Below are 15,196 nucleotides of genomic sequence, written 5' to 3' on the forward strand. Positions count from 1 at the left end.
CATGCGCACCATCATTCGTCATCAGGTGCAATCTTTGTTCGGCTCGTTGCTCGCCATCCTGTCACGCGGCATCACCGGCGTGCGACCGATCTGGAGCGGCACGGGGCCATCGCGCAACCAGCGCATCTATTATGCCAACCACACCAGTCATGGCGATTTCATCCTGCTCGCCTCCTGTCTCAATCAGGAAGAACGGGCGCGCACCCGCGCCGTGGCGGGCGCAGACTACTGGCGCGCCAATCGCGTGCGGCAATTCATGGCCGAAGTGCTGCTGCGCACCGTGCTGGTTGAACGCAACTGGGTGGAGCGAACGCAGGACCCGATGGAAGTGATGCTGACCGCGTTGGCCGATGGGCATTCGCTGATCATCTTCCCGGAAGGCACACGCAACATGACGGATGAGCCGCTGCTGCGTTTTCGCTCCGGTCTCTACAATCTCGCGCTGGCGCGGCCCGATGTCGAACTTGTCCCCTGCTGGATCGAGAACATGTCGCGCGTGCTGCCGAAAGGCGCTGCCCTGCCGGTGCCATTGCTGTGCCGCGTCGTGTTCGGTGCGCCGGTGCAACTTGGCGACGGCGAGGACCGCAAGGAATTTCTGACGCGAGCGCGCCAACAACTTCTCGATATTCAGCCCAGAAACGGGAACCGCCCATGAGCGAAACCACCCAATTATTCATCGGCCTCATGGGCGTTCTGGGGACAGCAAGCCTTGTCGCCGCCATACTGTCCTGGCGCGCGCCAAAACCGCTTTCATCCACACTGGTCAACCTCAATGCCCGCATCAAGGCATGGTGGATCATGGTCGCGGCCATGTGCATCGCCTTCCTGTTCGGCAAAGGCGGCGTGATCGTGCTGTTCGCGCTCGTATCCTTCGCATCGCTGCGCGAATATGTAACGCTGACCCAGACCCGCCGCAGCGATCACCGTATCCTGCTCGGCATGTTTCTGCTGGTCATTCCGGTGCAGTATTATCTGATCTGGATCGAATGGTATGGGCTCTATTCGATCTTCATTCCGGTCTATTGCTTCCTCGCAATGCCGGTGCTGACCGCCCTTTCCGGCGATACATCGCGCTTTCTCGAACGCATCAGCGAACAGCAATGGGGCATCATGCTGTCGGTCTATTGCATCAGCCATGTTCCGGCGCTGATGACGCTGGATATCCCCGGCTATGACAGTGAAAAACTGCTGCTGATCGCCTTTCTGGTCGCGACCGTTCAGGGCAGCGACGTGCTGCAATATGTGTTCGGCAAACTGTTCGGCAAGCATCGCATCGCGCCGAATATCTCGCCTTCCAAGACCTGGGAAGGCTTTGTTGGCGGCGTGGCCAGCGCATCCTTGCTGGGTGCGGGGCTTGCCTGGCTTACGCCTTTCTCACCGCTTCAGGCGGGCGCGCTGGCGGCGGTCTCTTGCGTCATGGGCTTTTTCGGCGGGCTGGTGGCTTCGGCCATCAAGCGCGACCGGGGCGTCAAGGATTGGGGCCACATGATCGAAGGCCATGGCGGCATGCTCGACCGCGCCGACAGCCTCGTCTTTTCAGCGCCGGTGTTCTTTCACTTCGTGCGTTATTTCTGGACGTAATCGGCGCTAAGCGGATTGCCGGCTCAACCATTCGTTGAGTTCGGCTTCTGCGCGCTCCAGTGCGCTGTAATTCAACAATTTGCGCAACAGCGCCACGGTCACGGCGCGGGCGCGAAAATTGAACCGTCCCTCGTCGCTATCGCTTTTTTCCTGATAGACGCCGAGCTTTTCATAAAGCTGCTGCAAGCGGTTTTGAACACTGCGCAGCGACAGATTGCGTCGGCGCGCAATCGTCTTGTCCGTCAGGCCGAGCGCGATATCAATCAGGATTTCATATTCGCTCTCGGTAAAGCCGCTGGCATGGCTGAGGCTCTTCTGCTGCAAGCCGCGCACTTCCCGGTCGACGACGCATTGCGCCTCGACGAAAATGCTGCGCAGCGCCAGCCGCAGTTTGTCGTCGGAGGCCGATTTCAGCACATAGCCATAGGCCGCACCTTCCGGCACAATGCGCGACACGCCGCGCACATAGGCCTCATCGGCATAGTTCGACCAGAACAGGATGCGGGTTTCGGGATTTTCCTTCCAGATGGTACGCGCCGCCTCGATGCCGTTGCGACCATTCATCTGCAAGTCCATCACGATATGCGCATCGCGATGCTGGCGCGCCAGTTTCTCGCCCGCCGACCCGTTTCCGGCCTCGAATATATCGCTGCATTCCGGCAGTGCTGCGCGCACCGCCTCGCTGAGATAAGTGCGATGCAGCGGGTCATCCTCAACGATCAGAACCTGCATCGCTCTCTCCATTCATCGGTTTGCACATTTCCGGCGGCAAAAGCACCGTTACGCTTGTCCCCGGGCCTGTCGCATTTTTGCGGATGGCGAAACCTGCCGAAATCAGCCGCGCGCGCGTGCGCATATTGTCGATGCCATGGCCCAATGTGAGTTCGGGCGTTAATTCGGCAGCCGAACCGGGGCGCTGGACCGGGCGGTCGGTCCCGATACCATTATCGATCACTTCCACCAGAAGCCGCCCGCCCCGGTCGCTCAGCTTCACCCGCAATTCGCTGGCATGGGCATGGCGGATGACATTGTTGATCGCTTCCTGAACGATGCGAAACAGCGAGGTCGCGACCGTTTCTTCCAGCCTGTCGGCCATGCCGTCGCTCTGGTCATCCAGCGTCCACTCAATCGCCGCATCACTATCGCGCACCGACCGGTCGAGATGGTTTTCCGTTGCCTGCACGAAACCGAACAGCTGTAGAATGGAGGGCTTGGCCTCCTCGATGATCTGCCGCAGATCGCGCATGCAATGCTGGAGACCGCGAAACAGCGGCTCCAGCTGTTCACCGGAAAGATCGGGCGCACGGGTGAGCCGCTCGACATGACGGGCAAGCCGGGTGAGATCAGCCAGCGTCTGGTCATGCAAATCCATGCCGATGCGGTGCCGCTCGGTTTCCAGCGCCTCGGTCAGTTTCAGCGCGCCGGACCGCAAGCCCTCCTCGCGGGCACGGGCTTCCGTTTCCACGATGGCCGAACGCTTGGCCTGCTCGGCGGCGCGAATGGCAAAAAAGTAAGGCGCGAGAAGATCGGCAATCGATTGCCCGTTCTCTACGTCGCGCATGGAATAGCAGGCAGGCGTCAAGCTGGAACAGCTCAGCGCGCCGATGATATCGCCCTGCGCCTTGAGTGGAACATGAACCCGGCCCTTGAGATCGTGCTCGATGATGGGGCTGGAAAAAGAGCCTTCGAAATGAAAGCGCGGATCGGTGCGGGCATCGTCGGTCAGGAGATAACCCGCCTCGCCGGACAACAGGGTGCGGATTGGACTGCCAGACAGAAGCGCTGGCGGATTGCGGCTCCAGGCGGTCGCGATACCGGCCTCATAGGCAATGTGGAACTTGCCGTCCAGCATCTTGATGCAGACGTCGAGATGGTCATAGGGCAGAATGCAGGCGATCTCCGCCGCCACCGCCTGTATGATGGAATCAAAATCGAGCTGCCCCGCCAGAAGCCGGGAAATATTCAGGTAGTGATCAAGGAGGCGCTCAGCCTGCCCGTGATCGTGCTTGCTATCCTGCCGTCCGGGCGCGAGTTCGGCCAAGCGTTTCTCCTCCAAACGCAAGTTACGCTCATAACCATGAGACTTATAATAAGCTGCGCCCTCCTCGGCGCGTCCTGCGGGAAACCGCAATTTTGCTGCGGGAACCCGCAGCTCAGTTGCTGCATTCGGCCTTCACAGACCGCGCCGCTTCTTTCATCTTCGCTTCACCAGAAAATTGCCCGCAAGACAAGAGTGGAAATCACGTCAATTGCGGTTGGTGCCGTTGAGGAGCGGCGGTGCGGGAGGCTTCGCACCAATTTTGAGTTTAAACGAACCGAAGCGCCGGGGCGCTGCGGGGCGGAATATTTGCAACCGGGAGGAAAAAATGAAGCTTGGGAAAATCCTTTTTGCGTCTGCGGCACTGGCAGGCGTTCTTGCGGCGGGCAGCGCGCTTGCCGACACGTCATCGAAGAAGATTGCATTCTCGAACAATTATGCAGGCAATTCCTGGCGTCAGGCCATGCTGCAAAGCTGGGACAAGATCACCAAGGAAGCCGTGAAGGCGGGTGTGGTGGCTGCCGCCGACCCGTTCACGACCGCTGAAAATCAGGCGACGGAACAGGCAGCCCAGATCCAGAACATGATCCTGCAAGGCTATGACGCCATCGTCATCAACGCCGCTTCGCCGACCGCCCTGAACGGCGCTGTGAAGGAAGCCTGCGATGCGGGCATCACCGTCGTTTCCTTCGACGGCATTGTCACCGAGCCTTGCGCCTGGCGCATCGCGGTCGATTTCAAGGCCATGGGCGAAGGCCAGATCGACTATCTGGCAAAGCGTTTCCCCGATGGCGGCAACCTGCTTGAAATCCGCGGCCTCGCTGGTGTTTCGGTCGATGACAACATCCATGCCGGTATCGAAGAAGGCGTTAAGAAACATCCGAAGTTCAAGATCGTCGGTTCCGTCAACGGTGACTGGGCTGCCGACGTTGCGCAGCGCGCGGTGGCGGGTATCCTGCCGAGCCTGCCGAAAATCGACGCTGTCGTGACGCAAGGCGGCGACGGTTATGGCGCCGCACAGGCCTTTGCGGCTGCCAAGCGCGAAACGCCGACCATCATCATGGGCAACCGTGAAGACGAACTGCAGTGGTGGAAGCAGCAGAAAGACGCCAATGGCTATGAAACCATGTCGGTTTCGATTGCACCGGGCGTGTCCACGCTGGCTTTCTGGGTCGCCCAGCAGATTCTCGACGGCAAGGACGTGAAGAAGGACCTCGTGGTTCCGTTCCTCAGCGTCAGCCAGGAATCACTCGACAAGGATCTGGCCAACACCCAGAAGGGTGGCGTCGCCAATGTCGAATATTCGCTGGAAGACGCGCAGAAGGTCATCGACGCCGCAAAGTAAGCGGATCGTCCTGCAACGTGAGGGGCGAGTTCATCCTCGCCCCTTCTTTGTCCCTTTTCTTTGACGCCTTTCCGACAGCCGCGCCCTTTGCTGGCTTCGCCGGAAAACGTCCAATCGTTAGTTGAGCGTATGACAGAAACAGCAGAGAAACAGGAGGTCGTCGCCGCGCGCAATATTCGCGTGCAGTTCGGTGCGGTAAAAGCACTGGATGGCGCCGAACTCGTGATCCGCGAAGGCGAATGTGTGGGGCTGGTCGGCCATAATGGCGCAGGCAAATCCACCATCGTCAATGTCATCAATGGCGGGCTTTCCCCACATGAAGGCAGCATTTCCTATCACGGCGAACCGGGGCATGGCGTTGTGACCGCGCGCAAGCACGGCGTGCGCTGCGTGTTTCAGGAATTGTCGCTGTTTCCAAACCTCACCATTGCGGAAAATGTCCGCATCATGCAACGCGACCTGACCGGCGCGAACTGGCGCGGTAAGGCCGTTGAACTGATCGCCAAGAAGCTCGACGAGATTTTCCCCGGCCACAAGATCGACTGCACTTCCACCATCGATGAGCTTTCCATCGCCGAGCGGCAGATGGTCGAAATCGCCATCAACTTCACCGCGCCCGGCACCGCACCGAAGCTCGTCATTCTGGACGAACCGACCTCCTCGCTCGACGCAGGCATTGCCGCGCAGCTGATGGCCTATGTGCGCCGTTTTGTCGGCACGGGCGGCTCCGTTATCCTGATTTCGCACATGCTGGGCGAAATTCTCTCCACCTCCGACCGCATCGTGGTGATGAAGGACGGCAAGGTGGTCGCCAACCGCGCGGCAAAAGATTTCACCAATCGCAGCCTCGTTGAAGCCATGGGAAGCGTCGAGCGCGAAAAGGCAGCGCGCCGCGTTGCAAAGACCGATGCGAGCGGCACGCCCGTTCTGTCCTTTGCCAAGCGCGCCAGCGACATCAAGCCGTTTCAGGCGTTCAAGGGCGAAGTCATCGGCCTTGCCGGTCTCGCCGGACACGGGCAGACCAAGATGCTGCTCGACCTTTACTATGCGCGGCGGCCAAACTGGGTTCCGGCCCGCACATGCGAAATCGCATTCGTGGCGGGCGACCGCAGCCTCAACGGCACTTTCCCGCTGTGGAGCATTCTGCACAATCTCACCATCGGCTCGCTGGACCGGCTGTCGTCGGCAAAGCTCGTTGACCAAAAGCGCGAAGACACGCTGGGCGGCCAGTGGAAAGACCGTATCCAGATCCGCACGCCGGATATGGGCAACCGCATCCTGTCGCTTTCGGGCGGCAACCAGCAGAAGGTGCTTTTTGCCCGCGCGCTGGCAACCAGCGCCAACGCCATTTTGATGGACGATCCGATGCGCGGCGTCGATGTGGGCACCAAGCAGGAGGTCTATGAAATCCTGCGCCATGAGGCCGAGAACGGGCGCACCTTCGTCTGGTATTCCACCGAAATGGACGAAATCGAACTTTGTGACCGCGTCTATGTTTTCCGCGACGGCGCTATCGTCGCGGAACTGACTGGCGAAGACATTACGGAAAAGAACGTGCTTGCAGCATCCTTTGAGGGAGGACACGAATAATGCGCCTTTCCTCTTCCTCCATCCGCCTGCTGACGCCGGTATTCTCGCTGATTTTGCTCCTTGCTGCCGTCTTCTACATGCAGCCTCGCGCCATGAGCTATACGGGGTTGAACCTGCTGTTCAATCTGGCTGTGCCTATCGCTCTGGCAACCATCGCGCAGATGCTCATCATGGCCGTCAACGATCTTGACCTTTCGATGGGAACCTTTGTGAGCTTTGTCGTCTGCGTCGCGGCGACCTGGCTCAACACGGCTCCCCTCATCGGTGTGCTGATCCTCGCAGCCGCAATCGCCGCTTATGCGGCGCTGGGCGCAATCATTCATTTGCGCAATTTGCCTTCCATCGTCGTAACGCTCGGCATGAGCTTCGTCTGGGGCGGCCTCGCCGTGCTTCTCTTGCCCTCGCCCGGCGGACAGGCACCGGACTGGGCGCGCTGGATCATGACAGCCAAGCCGCCATTCATCCCGATGGCCATCGTCGCCAGCATCGTGATTGCCGTCGTCACGCATTTCATCGTCATGCGCTCGACCTTCGGCGTGCTGATGCGCGGTGCGGGCGGCAATACCCGCTCCATCGAGCGCGCAGGCTGGTCGGTCACGGCCATCCGCGCTGCGACCTATGCGCTGGCCGCCTTTTTTGCCGTGCTGGCCGGGATCGCGCTCGTCGGCCTCACCACCTCGGCGGATGCCAATATCGCGTTACGTTATACGCTGCTTTCCATCGCGGGCGTCATTCTGGGCGGCGGTGAGTTCGTTGGCGGGCGCGTCTCGCCCATTGGCGCGGTGATCGGCGCGCTGACGCTGACACTCGCCGGCTCGTTCCTCTCCTTCATGCGCATCTCGCCGGACTGGCAGATCGGCGCGCAGGGCGGCATTCTCATCGTGGTGCTGGCCTTGCGCCTCTTCCTCAATCGCCTCGAAAAGAGGGAGAAAAAGCAATGAACGGCCTTGCCATTCTCACCAGTCGTCCGTGGATATGGTCGTTTATCGCGACCGCTGCGGTGTGGATTATCACCATTCTCTTCACCGGCGGCACGGGCGCACAAGGCCTGTCGCATGCAGCCTTCACTTTCGCGTCCTTTTCGGTGATCGTTGGTCTCGGGCAGATGTTCGTCATCACGCTCGGCCCCGGCAATATCGACCTGTCGGTGCCTGCCAACATGACGCTTGCCGCCACGCTGGCGCTGAAACTCATGGATACGCAGGACGGCATGATTCTGGCAGGCCTTGCCGTGGCGCTGCTGATCGGACTTGCCATCGGCATCTGCAACTATGCGCTGATCAAGCTCCTGCGCATTCCGCCCATTATTGCCACCCTGTCGATGAGCTTCCTGATCCAGTCCACCGCCATCTGGAGCAATCGCGGACTGCGCGTGAAGCCGCCGGAAAGCCTTGCGCAGTTTACCACCGCCTCCACGCTCGGCATTCCCAATGTCGCCATCGTGGCGCTGATCCTGTCGCTGATCGGCTGGGTGCTTTTGAAGAAGAGCATCTATGGACGCTGGATTTCGGCAATCGGCCAGAACCCCTTCGCAGCCCGCATGGCAGGCGTTCCGGTCGATGGCACACGCTTCGTCACCTATCTGCTCTGCGCGGTGCTGGCCTCGCTCTGCGGCTTTCTGCTGGCCTGCTTTTCCGGCGGCGCGGCGCTAAACATGGGCGCGGAATATCTGCTGATGTCGATTGCCGTGGTCATCATCGGCGGTACGGCGGTTGCGGGCGGCGATTCCAACATCCCTGGTATTTGGGGTGCCGCGCTCTTCATGTTCCTCATAGTCTCGATGCTCAACACCTACGGCTTTGGCGCCGGTGTTCGCCTCGTGCTGACTGGCCTCACCATCATCGCGGTGATCTTCCTTGCCAGCAGTCGCCGGGCAGAGCGTTAAAATTTCTCGGAGTACCTCCCTTGTCTCAGACTGTTTCGATCTACGAAATCCACGACGAACGTTTCAAGCAGATGATCGTGCCGAGCGCCGATCTGGACGAACTTTATAGCGGCTGCCGCTGGGCGGAAGGCCCAGTCTGGTTCAACGACCTGAACTGCCTCTTGTGGAGCGATATCCCGAACCAGCGCATCCTGCGCTGGGTGTCGGGCAGCGAAGTTGGCGGTGGCGTTTCGGTGTTCCGCAATCCGTCCAATTTCTCCAACGGCAATACGCGCGACCGCGAGGGACGCCTCGTCACTTGCGAGCATGGCGGTCGTCGCGTCACGCGCACGGAGCCAGATGGCAGCATCACCGTGCTAGCCGACAGCTATCAGGGCAAAAAGCTGAATGCGCCAAACGATGTCATCGTGCGCTCGGACGGAACGGTGTGGTTCACCGATCCGACCTACGGCATTCTGGCGGATTATGAAGGCTACAAGTCCGACCCGGAACAGCCGACGCGCAATGTCTATCGCCTCGACCCGAAGACCGGCGAAATCGACTCCGTCGTCACCGATTTCCACCAGCCGAATGGCCTTGCTTTCTCGCCGGACGAGACGAAGCTTTATGTTGCCGACAGCGCCTACAGCCACGACGAGAATGCGCCGCGCCATATCCGCGTTTTCGACGTTGTGGATGGCGGCAAGCGCGTGACGGGCGGCGGCATATTCTGCACCATCGACAACGGCCTGCCGGACGGCTTCCGCTTCGATACGGATGGCAATCTGTGGACCAGCGCGGGCGACGGCGTGCATTGCTTCTCGCCGGAAGGCACGCTGCTCGGCAAGATCAAGACGCCGCAGACGGTCGCCAATGTGACCTTCGGCGGCGCCCGCCGCAACCGCCTGTTCATCACGGCCACGAAGTCGCTTTATGCGGTTTATCTCACCGTGACCGGCGCGCAATATCCCTGAACAGTTGTTATGAACCTCACAAAACAAAACCGCCGGAGTTTTGAACTCCGGCGGTTTTGTTTTGGACTATTGCGGGATTATTCCCACTCGATGGTGCCGGGCGGCTTCGAGGTCACGTCGTAGACGACGCGGTTGATGCCGCGGACTTCATTGATGATGCGGGTGGCCGCATTGCCAAGGAAGTTCATGTCATAGTGGTAGAAATCCGCAGTCATGCCGTCCACCGAAGTGACTGCGCGCAGTGCGCAGACGAATTCATAAGTGCGGCCATCGCCCATCACGCCGACGGTCTGCACCGGCAGCAGAACGGCGAAAGCCTGCCAGATGGCATCATAGAGGCCAGCCTTGCGGATTTCATCGAGATAGATCGCATCGGCTTCGCGCAGGATTTCCAGCTTGTCGCGAGTAATGCCGCCCGGGCAGCGGATGGCAAGGCCCGGACCCGGGAACGGGTGGCGACCGATGAAGCTGTCCGGCAGGCCGAGTTCCTTGCCGAGCAGGCGAACTTCATCCTTGAACAATTCGCGCAGCGGCTCAACGAGCTGCATCTTCATGCGCTCGGGCAGGCCACCCACATTGTGGTGCGACTTGATCGTGACCGAAGGGCCGCCTGTGAACGAAACGCTTTCGATGACGTCCGGATAAAGCGTGCCCTGCACGAGGAAATCCGCGCCGCCGAGCTTCTTGGCTTCTTCTTCGAACACTTCGATAAAGAGACGGCCAATCGTCTTGCGCTTCTTTTCCGGATCGCTTTCGCCTTCCAGCGCGCCGATGAAGCGGTCGGATGCGTCCACGAGGATCAGCGGAAGGTTATAATGTTCGCGGAACATTTCCACGACTTGGCTCGCCTCGTTTTTGCGCATCAGACCGTGATCAACGAGGATACAGGTGAGCTGATCGCCAATGGCTTCATGCGCCAGAAGGGCTGCGACAGACGAATCCACGCCGCCGGAGAGAGCGCAGATAACCTTGCCGCTGCCGACCTGCTTGCGGATCGCCTCGACGGCCTGCTCGCGATAGGCGCCCATCGTCCAGCCCGGCTTCACGCCGACAATACGATGAACGAAATTTTGCAACAGCTTGGCGCCATCCGGCGTATGCACGACTTCCGGGTGAAACTGCACGCCGTAATATTTGCGCTTTTCATCGGCAATGGCCGCGAAAGGTGCATTCGGCGAGGTGCCGATGATGGTGAAACCGTCCGGGAGTGCGGTGACGCGGTCGCCGTGGCTCATCCAGACCTGATGGCGGGTGCCCTTGGCCCAGATACCGGCGAAAAGCGGGCTGTCTTCCTGCACGTCGAGGAAGGCGCGACCGAATTCGCGGTCATGGCCGCTTTCGACATTGCCGCCCAGCTGGGCGCACATGGTCTGTTCGCCGTAGCATATGCCGAGAACCGGAATGCCTTCGTCGAAGACCGCCTGCGGCGCGCGCGGCGAGCCGATGTCGGTCGTCGAATGCGGGCTGCCCGAGAGGATGACGCCTTTTGGCTTCAACCGCTGGAATGCCTCTTCCGCAGACTGGAACGGGACGATTTCGCAATAGACATTGGCTTCGCGTACACGTCGCGCAATCAGCTGCGTGACCTGGCTGCCAAAGTCGATGATCAGGATTGTGTCAGGATGTGCCGTGGTGCTCATGTGCAGCATCTATTTAAAAAGTGGTGAGGATGCAATGTTTATGTGGTGGGCATATACGGATTATATGCACTTCCCTCAACAGCGCAGTGACAGGAATGGGGCCTATCCTGACACACCATTGTCAGGAGGTGGCAAAAGTCCACCGGCAATAGCCGCTTCCAGTTCTTCCACTGCGACAGCCATTTTCTCGTCGATGATATGCAGATATTGCGTCCAGTCACCGACATGATGCAGCTCGTCCGCGCCGTCCGAAATGCCGCGCAGGCCATAGAGCGGTACGCCATGAATCTGGCAGGCGCGCAGGCAGGCGAATGTTTCCATGTCCACCATATCCGCGTCGATGGTCTCATAGACATTGCCGGAAACGATATTGGCGCCGGTCGATAGCGTGGCGCTGGCAACACCTTCCACCTGAAACGGCAGCTTGATCATCTTCGGCAGATCGAGAAATGGCGTCAGCCCCTTTTCGAAGCCGAGCGGCGAGGCGTCCATGTCGCGATAGGAGACGGCGGAGACCTGAAACACTTCCGCCTGCGGTAGTTTTGCCGACCCCGCCGAGCCGAGCGAAATCACCAGATCGGGCTGCTCACCGTCGATTTCCATGCGGAACAGCGCGCGGGACAGATTGATCGCCGCCTCGACCGGGCCGACGCCGATCATCAGCGGATCGAAGAGCTTGGCCAGATGACGCCCATATTCGGCGTCGGCAGCCATGACATAAAGCAGGCGTCGTCCGGCAACAGTCTTCAGCATGCGCGCCAACCCCTATCCTTGCAAACCCTTGCGATCCTGCACGACCATCATCGTGCCTGTCATTGTGGCGATGAGCCGAACTTCCGTATCGGTAACGGCAAAAGCCTGCCCGTCGCTGACCATGATCGTGCGGCCGGGCTTGGTGACCTCGCCGCGAAACAGGAAGCGCTCGCCCTTGCCGGGCGCAAGCAGATTGACTTTGAATTCAATCGTCAGCACCGCCGCGTCGGCGGGCATCAGGGTCAGCGCCGCATAGCCGCAGGCAGAATCGAGCGCCGCGGAAATCATGCCCGCATGCAGAATGCCGTGCTGCTGGGTGAGTTCCTCGCGGAACGGCATTTCCACTTCGACAATACCGGGTTCGCATCGCGTCAGCTCTGCGCCGATCAGTTTCATGGCGGCCTGCCGCCCGAAACTCTCCTCGACGCGTTCCTTGAAATCCGGTTCGGCTATGCGATGCGCTGACATTTGTTCCCCGATTTATGAAGCTTTCTTCATCACACTTACATAAAACCCGTCCGTGCCGGTGGACAATGGCGAAAACACACTGCCATGCGACGGAAACACCGGTTCCGCGCCATCGGCATCCGTTACGACAGACTGCCACAGCGCTTGCGCGGGCATTTCGGTAAAATCAGGATTGTCGGCCAGAAAGCGCGCAACCTGCCGCGTGTTTTCTTCTGCAAACAACGAACAGGTGACATAGGCCAGACGACCGCCCGGTTTCACATAATGCCTGGCCGCTTCCAGCACTTCCTGTTGATCCTGAACCCGACGCTCAAGCTGCTGGTCATTCAGCCGCCATTTTGCATCCGGCCTGCGCCGCCAGGTGCCGGAGCCGGTGCAAGGCGCATCGGTCAGAACGAGGTCCATATGGCCGGTGAGGGGGTCCAGCGCATCCAGATTGCCATGCACCTGCGTATTGCGCACGCCAGCCCGCTGCAAGCGTTCATGCATCGGCGAAAGCCGCGCCCGCTCCGCATCATAGGCGTGCACCTGCCCCTTGTTTTGCATGGCTGCTGCCAAGGCCAGCGTCTTGCCACCAGCGCCCGCGCAATAATCGAGAACCTGTTCGCCGGGTTTGGCTCCGGCAAAAAGTGCGGCGAGCTGTGAACCCAGATCCTGCACTTCGAACCAGCCATCGAGAAAGGCCTGTTCGCCCTGCACATTCGGGTGACGGCCCAGCGCTTCGATCGGCGGAATGCGTAATGCCTGCGCCAGAAATGGCGCGGGAGCAGCACCTGCTTTTTCCAGCGCTGCGAGTGTCTGTTCCGGCTTTGCCTTCAGGCTGTTGACGCGCAGATCGACCGGCGGGCGGGTGGCAAGCGCCTTGCCTTCTTCCACCCAGCGTTCGCCGAAAAGCTCTTGAAGCGAGGCGGCACACCATTCCGGCACATCGGCCTGAACATAATCGGGTGCGGCAGCGCTATCGCGGCTTTCCCAGGCGATACGGCGTGCCTGTTCCAGCGTTTCAGGTGCGAACTTGTCGCCATCCAGCGCTGCGTCGATGGCAGCAATATCCATGCCACCATCGGCCAGCAAAGCGCCAAAGGCCAGAGCGCGCGCATCGTCGGCATCCATGCGCCATGCGATGGAGAGTTTGCGGCGCAGTGCGTCATAGACAATGTTGCCAATCACCGCGCGGTCGCCCGCGCCTGCGAAACGATGAGCGGAACCCCAGTCCTTCAGCACATCAGAAGCCGGGCGTTTGCCCGCTTCGATATCGCCCAGAACCTCGATTGCCGCCTGCAGGCGTCCACCAAGCCGCATTGCTTCTCCTTACTAACTAACTGTCACGGCATAGCCTTCCTTGCAGGCAAAAGGCAATCGCCAAATCAAAACAAAAGCCGGAGCGCGAGGCTCCGGCTTTCATGCGCTTCAATACGAAGCGAGTTTGCCTTACATGCCGCCCGGATAGTTCGGGCTTTCACGGGTAATGGCGACGCCGTGCGAATGGCTTTCGCGCAGGCCCGCATTGGAAATGCGGACGAAGGTTGCCTTTTCGCGGAATTCTTCCAGTGTCTTCGCGCCGACATAGCCCATCGAGGCGCGCAGGCCACCGGCAAGCTGGTGCAACACAGCCGAGATCGGCCCCTTGTAAGCGACCTGACCTTCGATGCCTTCCGGCACGAGCTTCAGCTCGTCGCGCACTTCCGCCTGGAAGTAACGGTCTGCCGAACCGCGGGCCATAGCGCCGACCGAGCCCATGCCGCGATAGGATTTGAACGAACGGCCCTGATGCAGATAGACCTCGCCCGGGCTTTCTTCCGTACCGGCCAGAAGCGAACCGGCCATGGCGGCGACAGCACCGGCAGCAAGTGCCTTGGCGAAATCGCCCGAGAACTTGATGCCGCCATCGGCGATGACCGGAATGTTCTGCTTATGCGCTGCTTCCACCGCCGACATGATGGCCGAAAGCTGCGGCACGCCGACACCGGCAACGATACGCGTCGTGCAGATCGAGCCCGGTCCGATACCGACCTTGACGGCATCCGCACCGGCATCGATCAATGCCTGCGTACCGCCCGCGGTGGCGACATTCCCAGCCAGAATGGCGACATTGGGATAGGCCTTCTTGATGCGTGCGACAGCATCGAGAACGCGCTGCGAATGACCATGCGCTGTATCGACCACCAGAAGATCGACGCCTGCTTCGATCAGGCGTTCGGCGCGTTCATAACCGTCTTCGCCAACGCTGGTTGCAGCGGCTGCACGCAGACGGCCCTGCGCATCCTTGGCGGCATTCGGGTTGAGCTGCGACTTTTCGATGTCCTTGACGGTGATCAAACCAACGCAACGGCCCTTGTCGTCAACGACGAGCAGCTTTTCGATACGGTGAGCATGCAGAAGACGCTTGGCTTCTTCCTGATTGACGTTTTCGCGCACCGTGATGAGGTTTTCGCGGGTCATCAATTCATAGATCTTCTGAGCCGGATCGGAGGCAAAACGCACGTCACGGTTGGTCAGAATGCCGACGAGACGGCCCGGACCCTTGGTGGCGTTTTCAACGACCGGAATGCCGGAAATGCCATGCGCCTTCATCAGCGCCTGCGCATCGGCCAGTGTCGCATCCGGGCCGATGGTGACCGGGTTGACGACCATGCCGGATTCGAATTTTTTCACCTGACGGACTTCTTCGGCCTGACGTTCCGGCGTGAGATTGCGGTGAATGACGCCGATGCCGCCTGCCTGCGCCATGGCGATGGCGAGACGCGATTCCGTCACCGTGTCCATGGCGGCGGAGAGAAGCGGCAGATTGAGTTCGATATCCTTGGCGATGCGGGTGCGCAGGTCCACCTGACCCGGCATGACTTCGGAATGGCCCGGCTGCAGGAGCACATCGTCGAATGTGAGAGCGAGAGCGCCGGTGGGCGATTCCACGATTTTTGCCATTGCCAATTCCTTTGAATA

Annotated in this window: 14 protein-coding genes; 7 read left to right on the forward strand and 7 right to left on the reverse strand. The window is 60.1% G+C overall.

The genetic code is table 11. The features are described from left to right. Position 1 precedes the first annotated feature (1 nt). Positions 2-655 (forward strand): lysophospholipid acyltransferase family protein, encoded by a 654-nt coding sequence (locus HWD97_RS01750; protein WP_109367920.1) that lies wholly within the window; start codon positions 2-4, stop codon positions 653-655. After that, positions 652-1,581: a phosphatidate cytidylyltransferase gene (locus HWD97_RS01755; protein WP_109367921.1), complete on the forward strand. Its 930-nt coding sequence runs from the start codon at positions 652-654 to the stop codon at positions 1,579-1,581. The genes HWD97_RS01750 and HWD97_RS01755 overlap by 4 nt, the downstream gene beginning before the upstream one ends. Positions 1,582-1,587: 6 nt before the next feature. Here HWD97_RS01755 and HWD97_RS01760 read toward each other — a convergent pair whose 3' ends face one another. Further along, on the reverse strand, positions 1,588-2,313 hold the full coding sequence (locus tag HWD97_RS01760; protein WP_109367922.1) for a response regulator transcription factor: 726 nt from the start codon (positions 2,311-2,313) through the stop codon (positions 1,588-1,590). After that, positions 2,294-3,622 (reverse strand): GAF domain-containing sensor histidine kinase, encoded by a 1,329-nt coding sequence (locus HWD97_RS01765; protein WP_109367923.1) that lies wholly within the window; start codon positions 3,620-3,622, stop codon positions 2,294-2,296. The genes HWD97_RS01760 and HWD97_RS01765 overlap by 20 nt, the downstream gene beginning before the upstream one ends. 325 nt (positions 3,623-3,947) lie before the next feature. On the opposite strand from HWD97_RS01765, the gene HWD97_RS01770 reads away from it, so the two are divergent. From HWD97_RS01770 to HWD97_RS01790, 5 genes are all read left to right on the forward strand, one after another. Next, a complete protein-coding gene (locus tag HWD97_RS01770; protein WP_109367924.1) occupies positions 3,948-4,964 on the forward strand; it encodes an ABC transporter substrate-binding protein in 1,017 nt (338 codons plus the stop codon). A 129-nt stretch (positions 4,965-5,093) separates the two neighbouring features. Beyond that, positions 5,094-6,554, forward strand: a complete 1,461-nt coding sequence (locus HWD97_RS01775; protein WP_109367925.1) for a sugar ABC transporter ATP-binding protein — start codon at positions 5,094-5,096, stop codon at positions 6,552-6,554. Further along, complete coding sequence (locus tag HWD97_RS01780; RefSeq protein WP_121538390.1) at positions 6,554-7,495, forward strand: ABC transporter permease; 942 nt, start codon at positions 6,554-6,556, stop codon at positions 7,493-7,495. The genes HWD97_RS01775 and HWD97_RS01780 overlap by 1 nt, the downstream gene beginning before the upstream one ends. Next, positions 7,492-8,439 carry an ABC transporter permease gene (locus tag HWD97_RS01785; protein ID WP_109367927.1) on the forward strand — a complete coding sequence of 316 codons (948 nt, stop codon included), beginning with the start codon at positions 7,492-7,494 and terminating at the stop codon, positions 8,437-8,439. The genes HWD97_RS01780 and HWD97_RS01785 overlap by 4 nt, the downstream gene beginning before the upstream one ends. 71 nt (positions 8,440-8,510) lie before the next feature. After that, positions 8,511-9,392: an SMP-30/gluconolactonase/LRE family protein gene (locus tag HWD97_RS01790; protein ID WP_109368050.1), complete on the forward strand. Its 882-nt coding sequence runs from the start codon at positions 8,511-8,513 to the stop codon at positions 9,390-9,392. A gap of 77 nt (positions 9,393-9,469) precedes the next feature. On the opposite strand, the gene guaA is transcribed toward HWD97_RS01790, so the two are convergent. The 5 genes from guaA to guaB all read right to left on the reverse strand — a co-directional run bounded on the left by guaA (position 9,470) and on the right by guaB (position 15,178). Further along, the gene (guaA, locus tag HWD97_RS01795; protein WP_109368051.1) at positions 9,470-11,032 is read right to left on the reverse strand and encodes a glutamine-hydrolyzing GMP synthase; all 1,563 of its coding nucleotides are present in this window, start codon (positions 11,030-11,032) and stop codon (positions 9,470-9,472) included. Between the two features lie 102 nt (positions 11,033-11,134). Next, complete coding sequence (locus HWD97_RS01800) at positions 11,135-11,785, reverse strand: 5'-methylthioadenosine/S-adenosylhomocysteine nucleosidase (RefSeq protein ID WP_109368052.1); 651 nt, start codon at positions 11,783-11,785, stop codon at positions 11,135-11,137. A 12-nt stretch (positions 11,786-11,797) separates the two neighbouring features. Further along, entirely contained in the window at positions 11,798-12,253 is a 456-nt protein-coding gene (locus HWD97_RS01805) for a PaaI family thioesterase (protein WP_109367928.1), read from the reverse strand. A gap of 12 nt (positions 12,254-12,265) precedes the next feature. After that, complete coding sequence (locus HWD97_RS01810) at positions 12,266-13,555, reverse strand: RsmB/NOP family class I SAM-dependent RNA methyltransferase (protein ID WP_109367929.1); 1,290 nt, start codon at positions 13,553-13,555, stop codon at positions 12,266-12,268. 129 nt (positions 13,556-13,684) lie between these two features. Then, positions 13,685-15,178, reverse strand: a complete 1,494-nt coding sequence (gene guaB / locus HWD97_RS01815) for an IMP dehydrogenase (protein WP_109367930.1) — start codon at positions 15,176-15,178, stop codon at positions 13,685-13,687. Between the last annotated feature and the right edge of the window lie 18 nt (positions 15,179-15,196).

Origin of the sequence: Ochrobactrum sp. C6C9 (genome assembly GCF_022627935.1) — a bacterium.
Taxonomy (GTDB): Bacteria; Pseudomonadota; Alphaproteobacteria; order Rhizobiales; family Rhizobiaceae; genus Brucella; species Brucella teleogrylli.

Coding starts and splice junctions, on each gene's coding strand:
- guaB (WP_109367930.1), bottom strand. CDS start 15,178: ATGGCAAAAATCGTGGAATCGCCCACCGGCGCTCTCGCTCTCACATTC.
- HWD97_RS01755 (WP_109367921.1), top strand. CDS start 652: ATGAGCGAAACCACCCAATTATTCATCGGCCTCATGGGCGTTCTGGGG.
- guaA (WP_109368051.1), bottom strand. CDS start 11,032: ATGAGCACCACGGCACATCCTGACACAATCCTGATCATCGACTTTGGC.
- HWD97_RS01775 (WP_109367925.1), top strand. CDS start 5,094: ATGACAGAAACAGCAGAGAAACAGGAGGTCGTCGCCGCGCGCAATATT.
- HWD97_RS01780 (WP_121538390.1), top strand. CDS start 6,554: ATGCGCCTTTCCTCTTCCTCCATCCGCCTGCTGACGCCGGTATTCTCG.
- HWD97_RS01770 (WP_109367924.1), top strand. CDS start 3,948: ATGAAGCTTGGGAAAATCCTTTTTGCGTCTGCGGCACTGGCAGGCGTT.
- HWD97_RS01760 (WP_109367922.1), bottom strand. CDS start 2,313: ATGCAGGTTCTGATCGTTGAGGATGACCCGCTGCATCGCACTTATCTC.
- HWD97_RS01790 (WP_109368050.1), top strand. CDS start 8,511: ATGATCGTGCCGAGCGCCGATCTGGACGAACTTTATAGCGGCTGCCGC.
- HWD97_RS01750 (WP_109367920.1), top strand. CDS start 2: ATGCGCACCATCATTCGTCATCAGGTGCAATCTTTGTTCGGCTCGTTG.
- HWD97_RS01810 (WP_109367929.1), bottom strand. CDS start 13,555: ATGCGGCTTGGTGGACGCCTGCAGGCGGCAATCGAGGTTCTGGGCGAT.
- HWD97_RS01805 (WP_109367928.1), bottom strand. CDS start 12,253: ATGTCAGCGCATCGCATAGCCGAACCGGATTTCAAGGAACGCGTCGAG.
- HWD97_RS01800 (WP_109368052.1), bottom strand. CDS start 11,785: ATGCTGAAGACTGTTGCCGGACGACGCCTGCTTTATGTCATGGCTGCC.
- HWD97_RS01785 (WP_109367927.1), top strand. CDS start 7,492: ATGAACGGCCTTGCCATTCTCACCAGTCGTCCGTGGATATGGTCGTTT.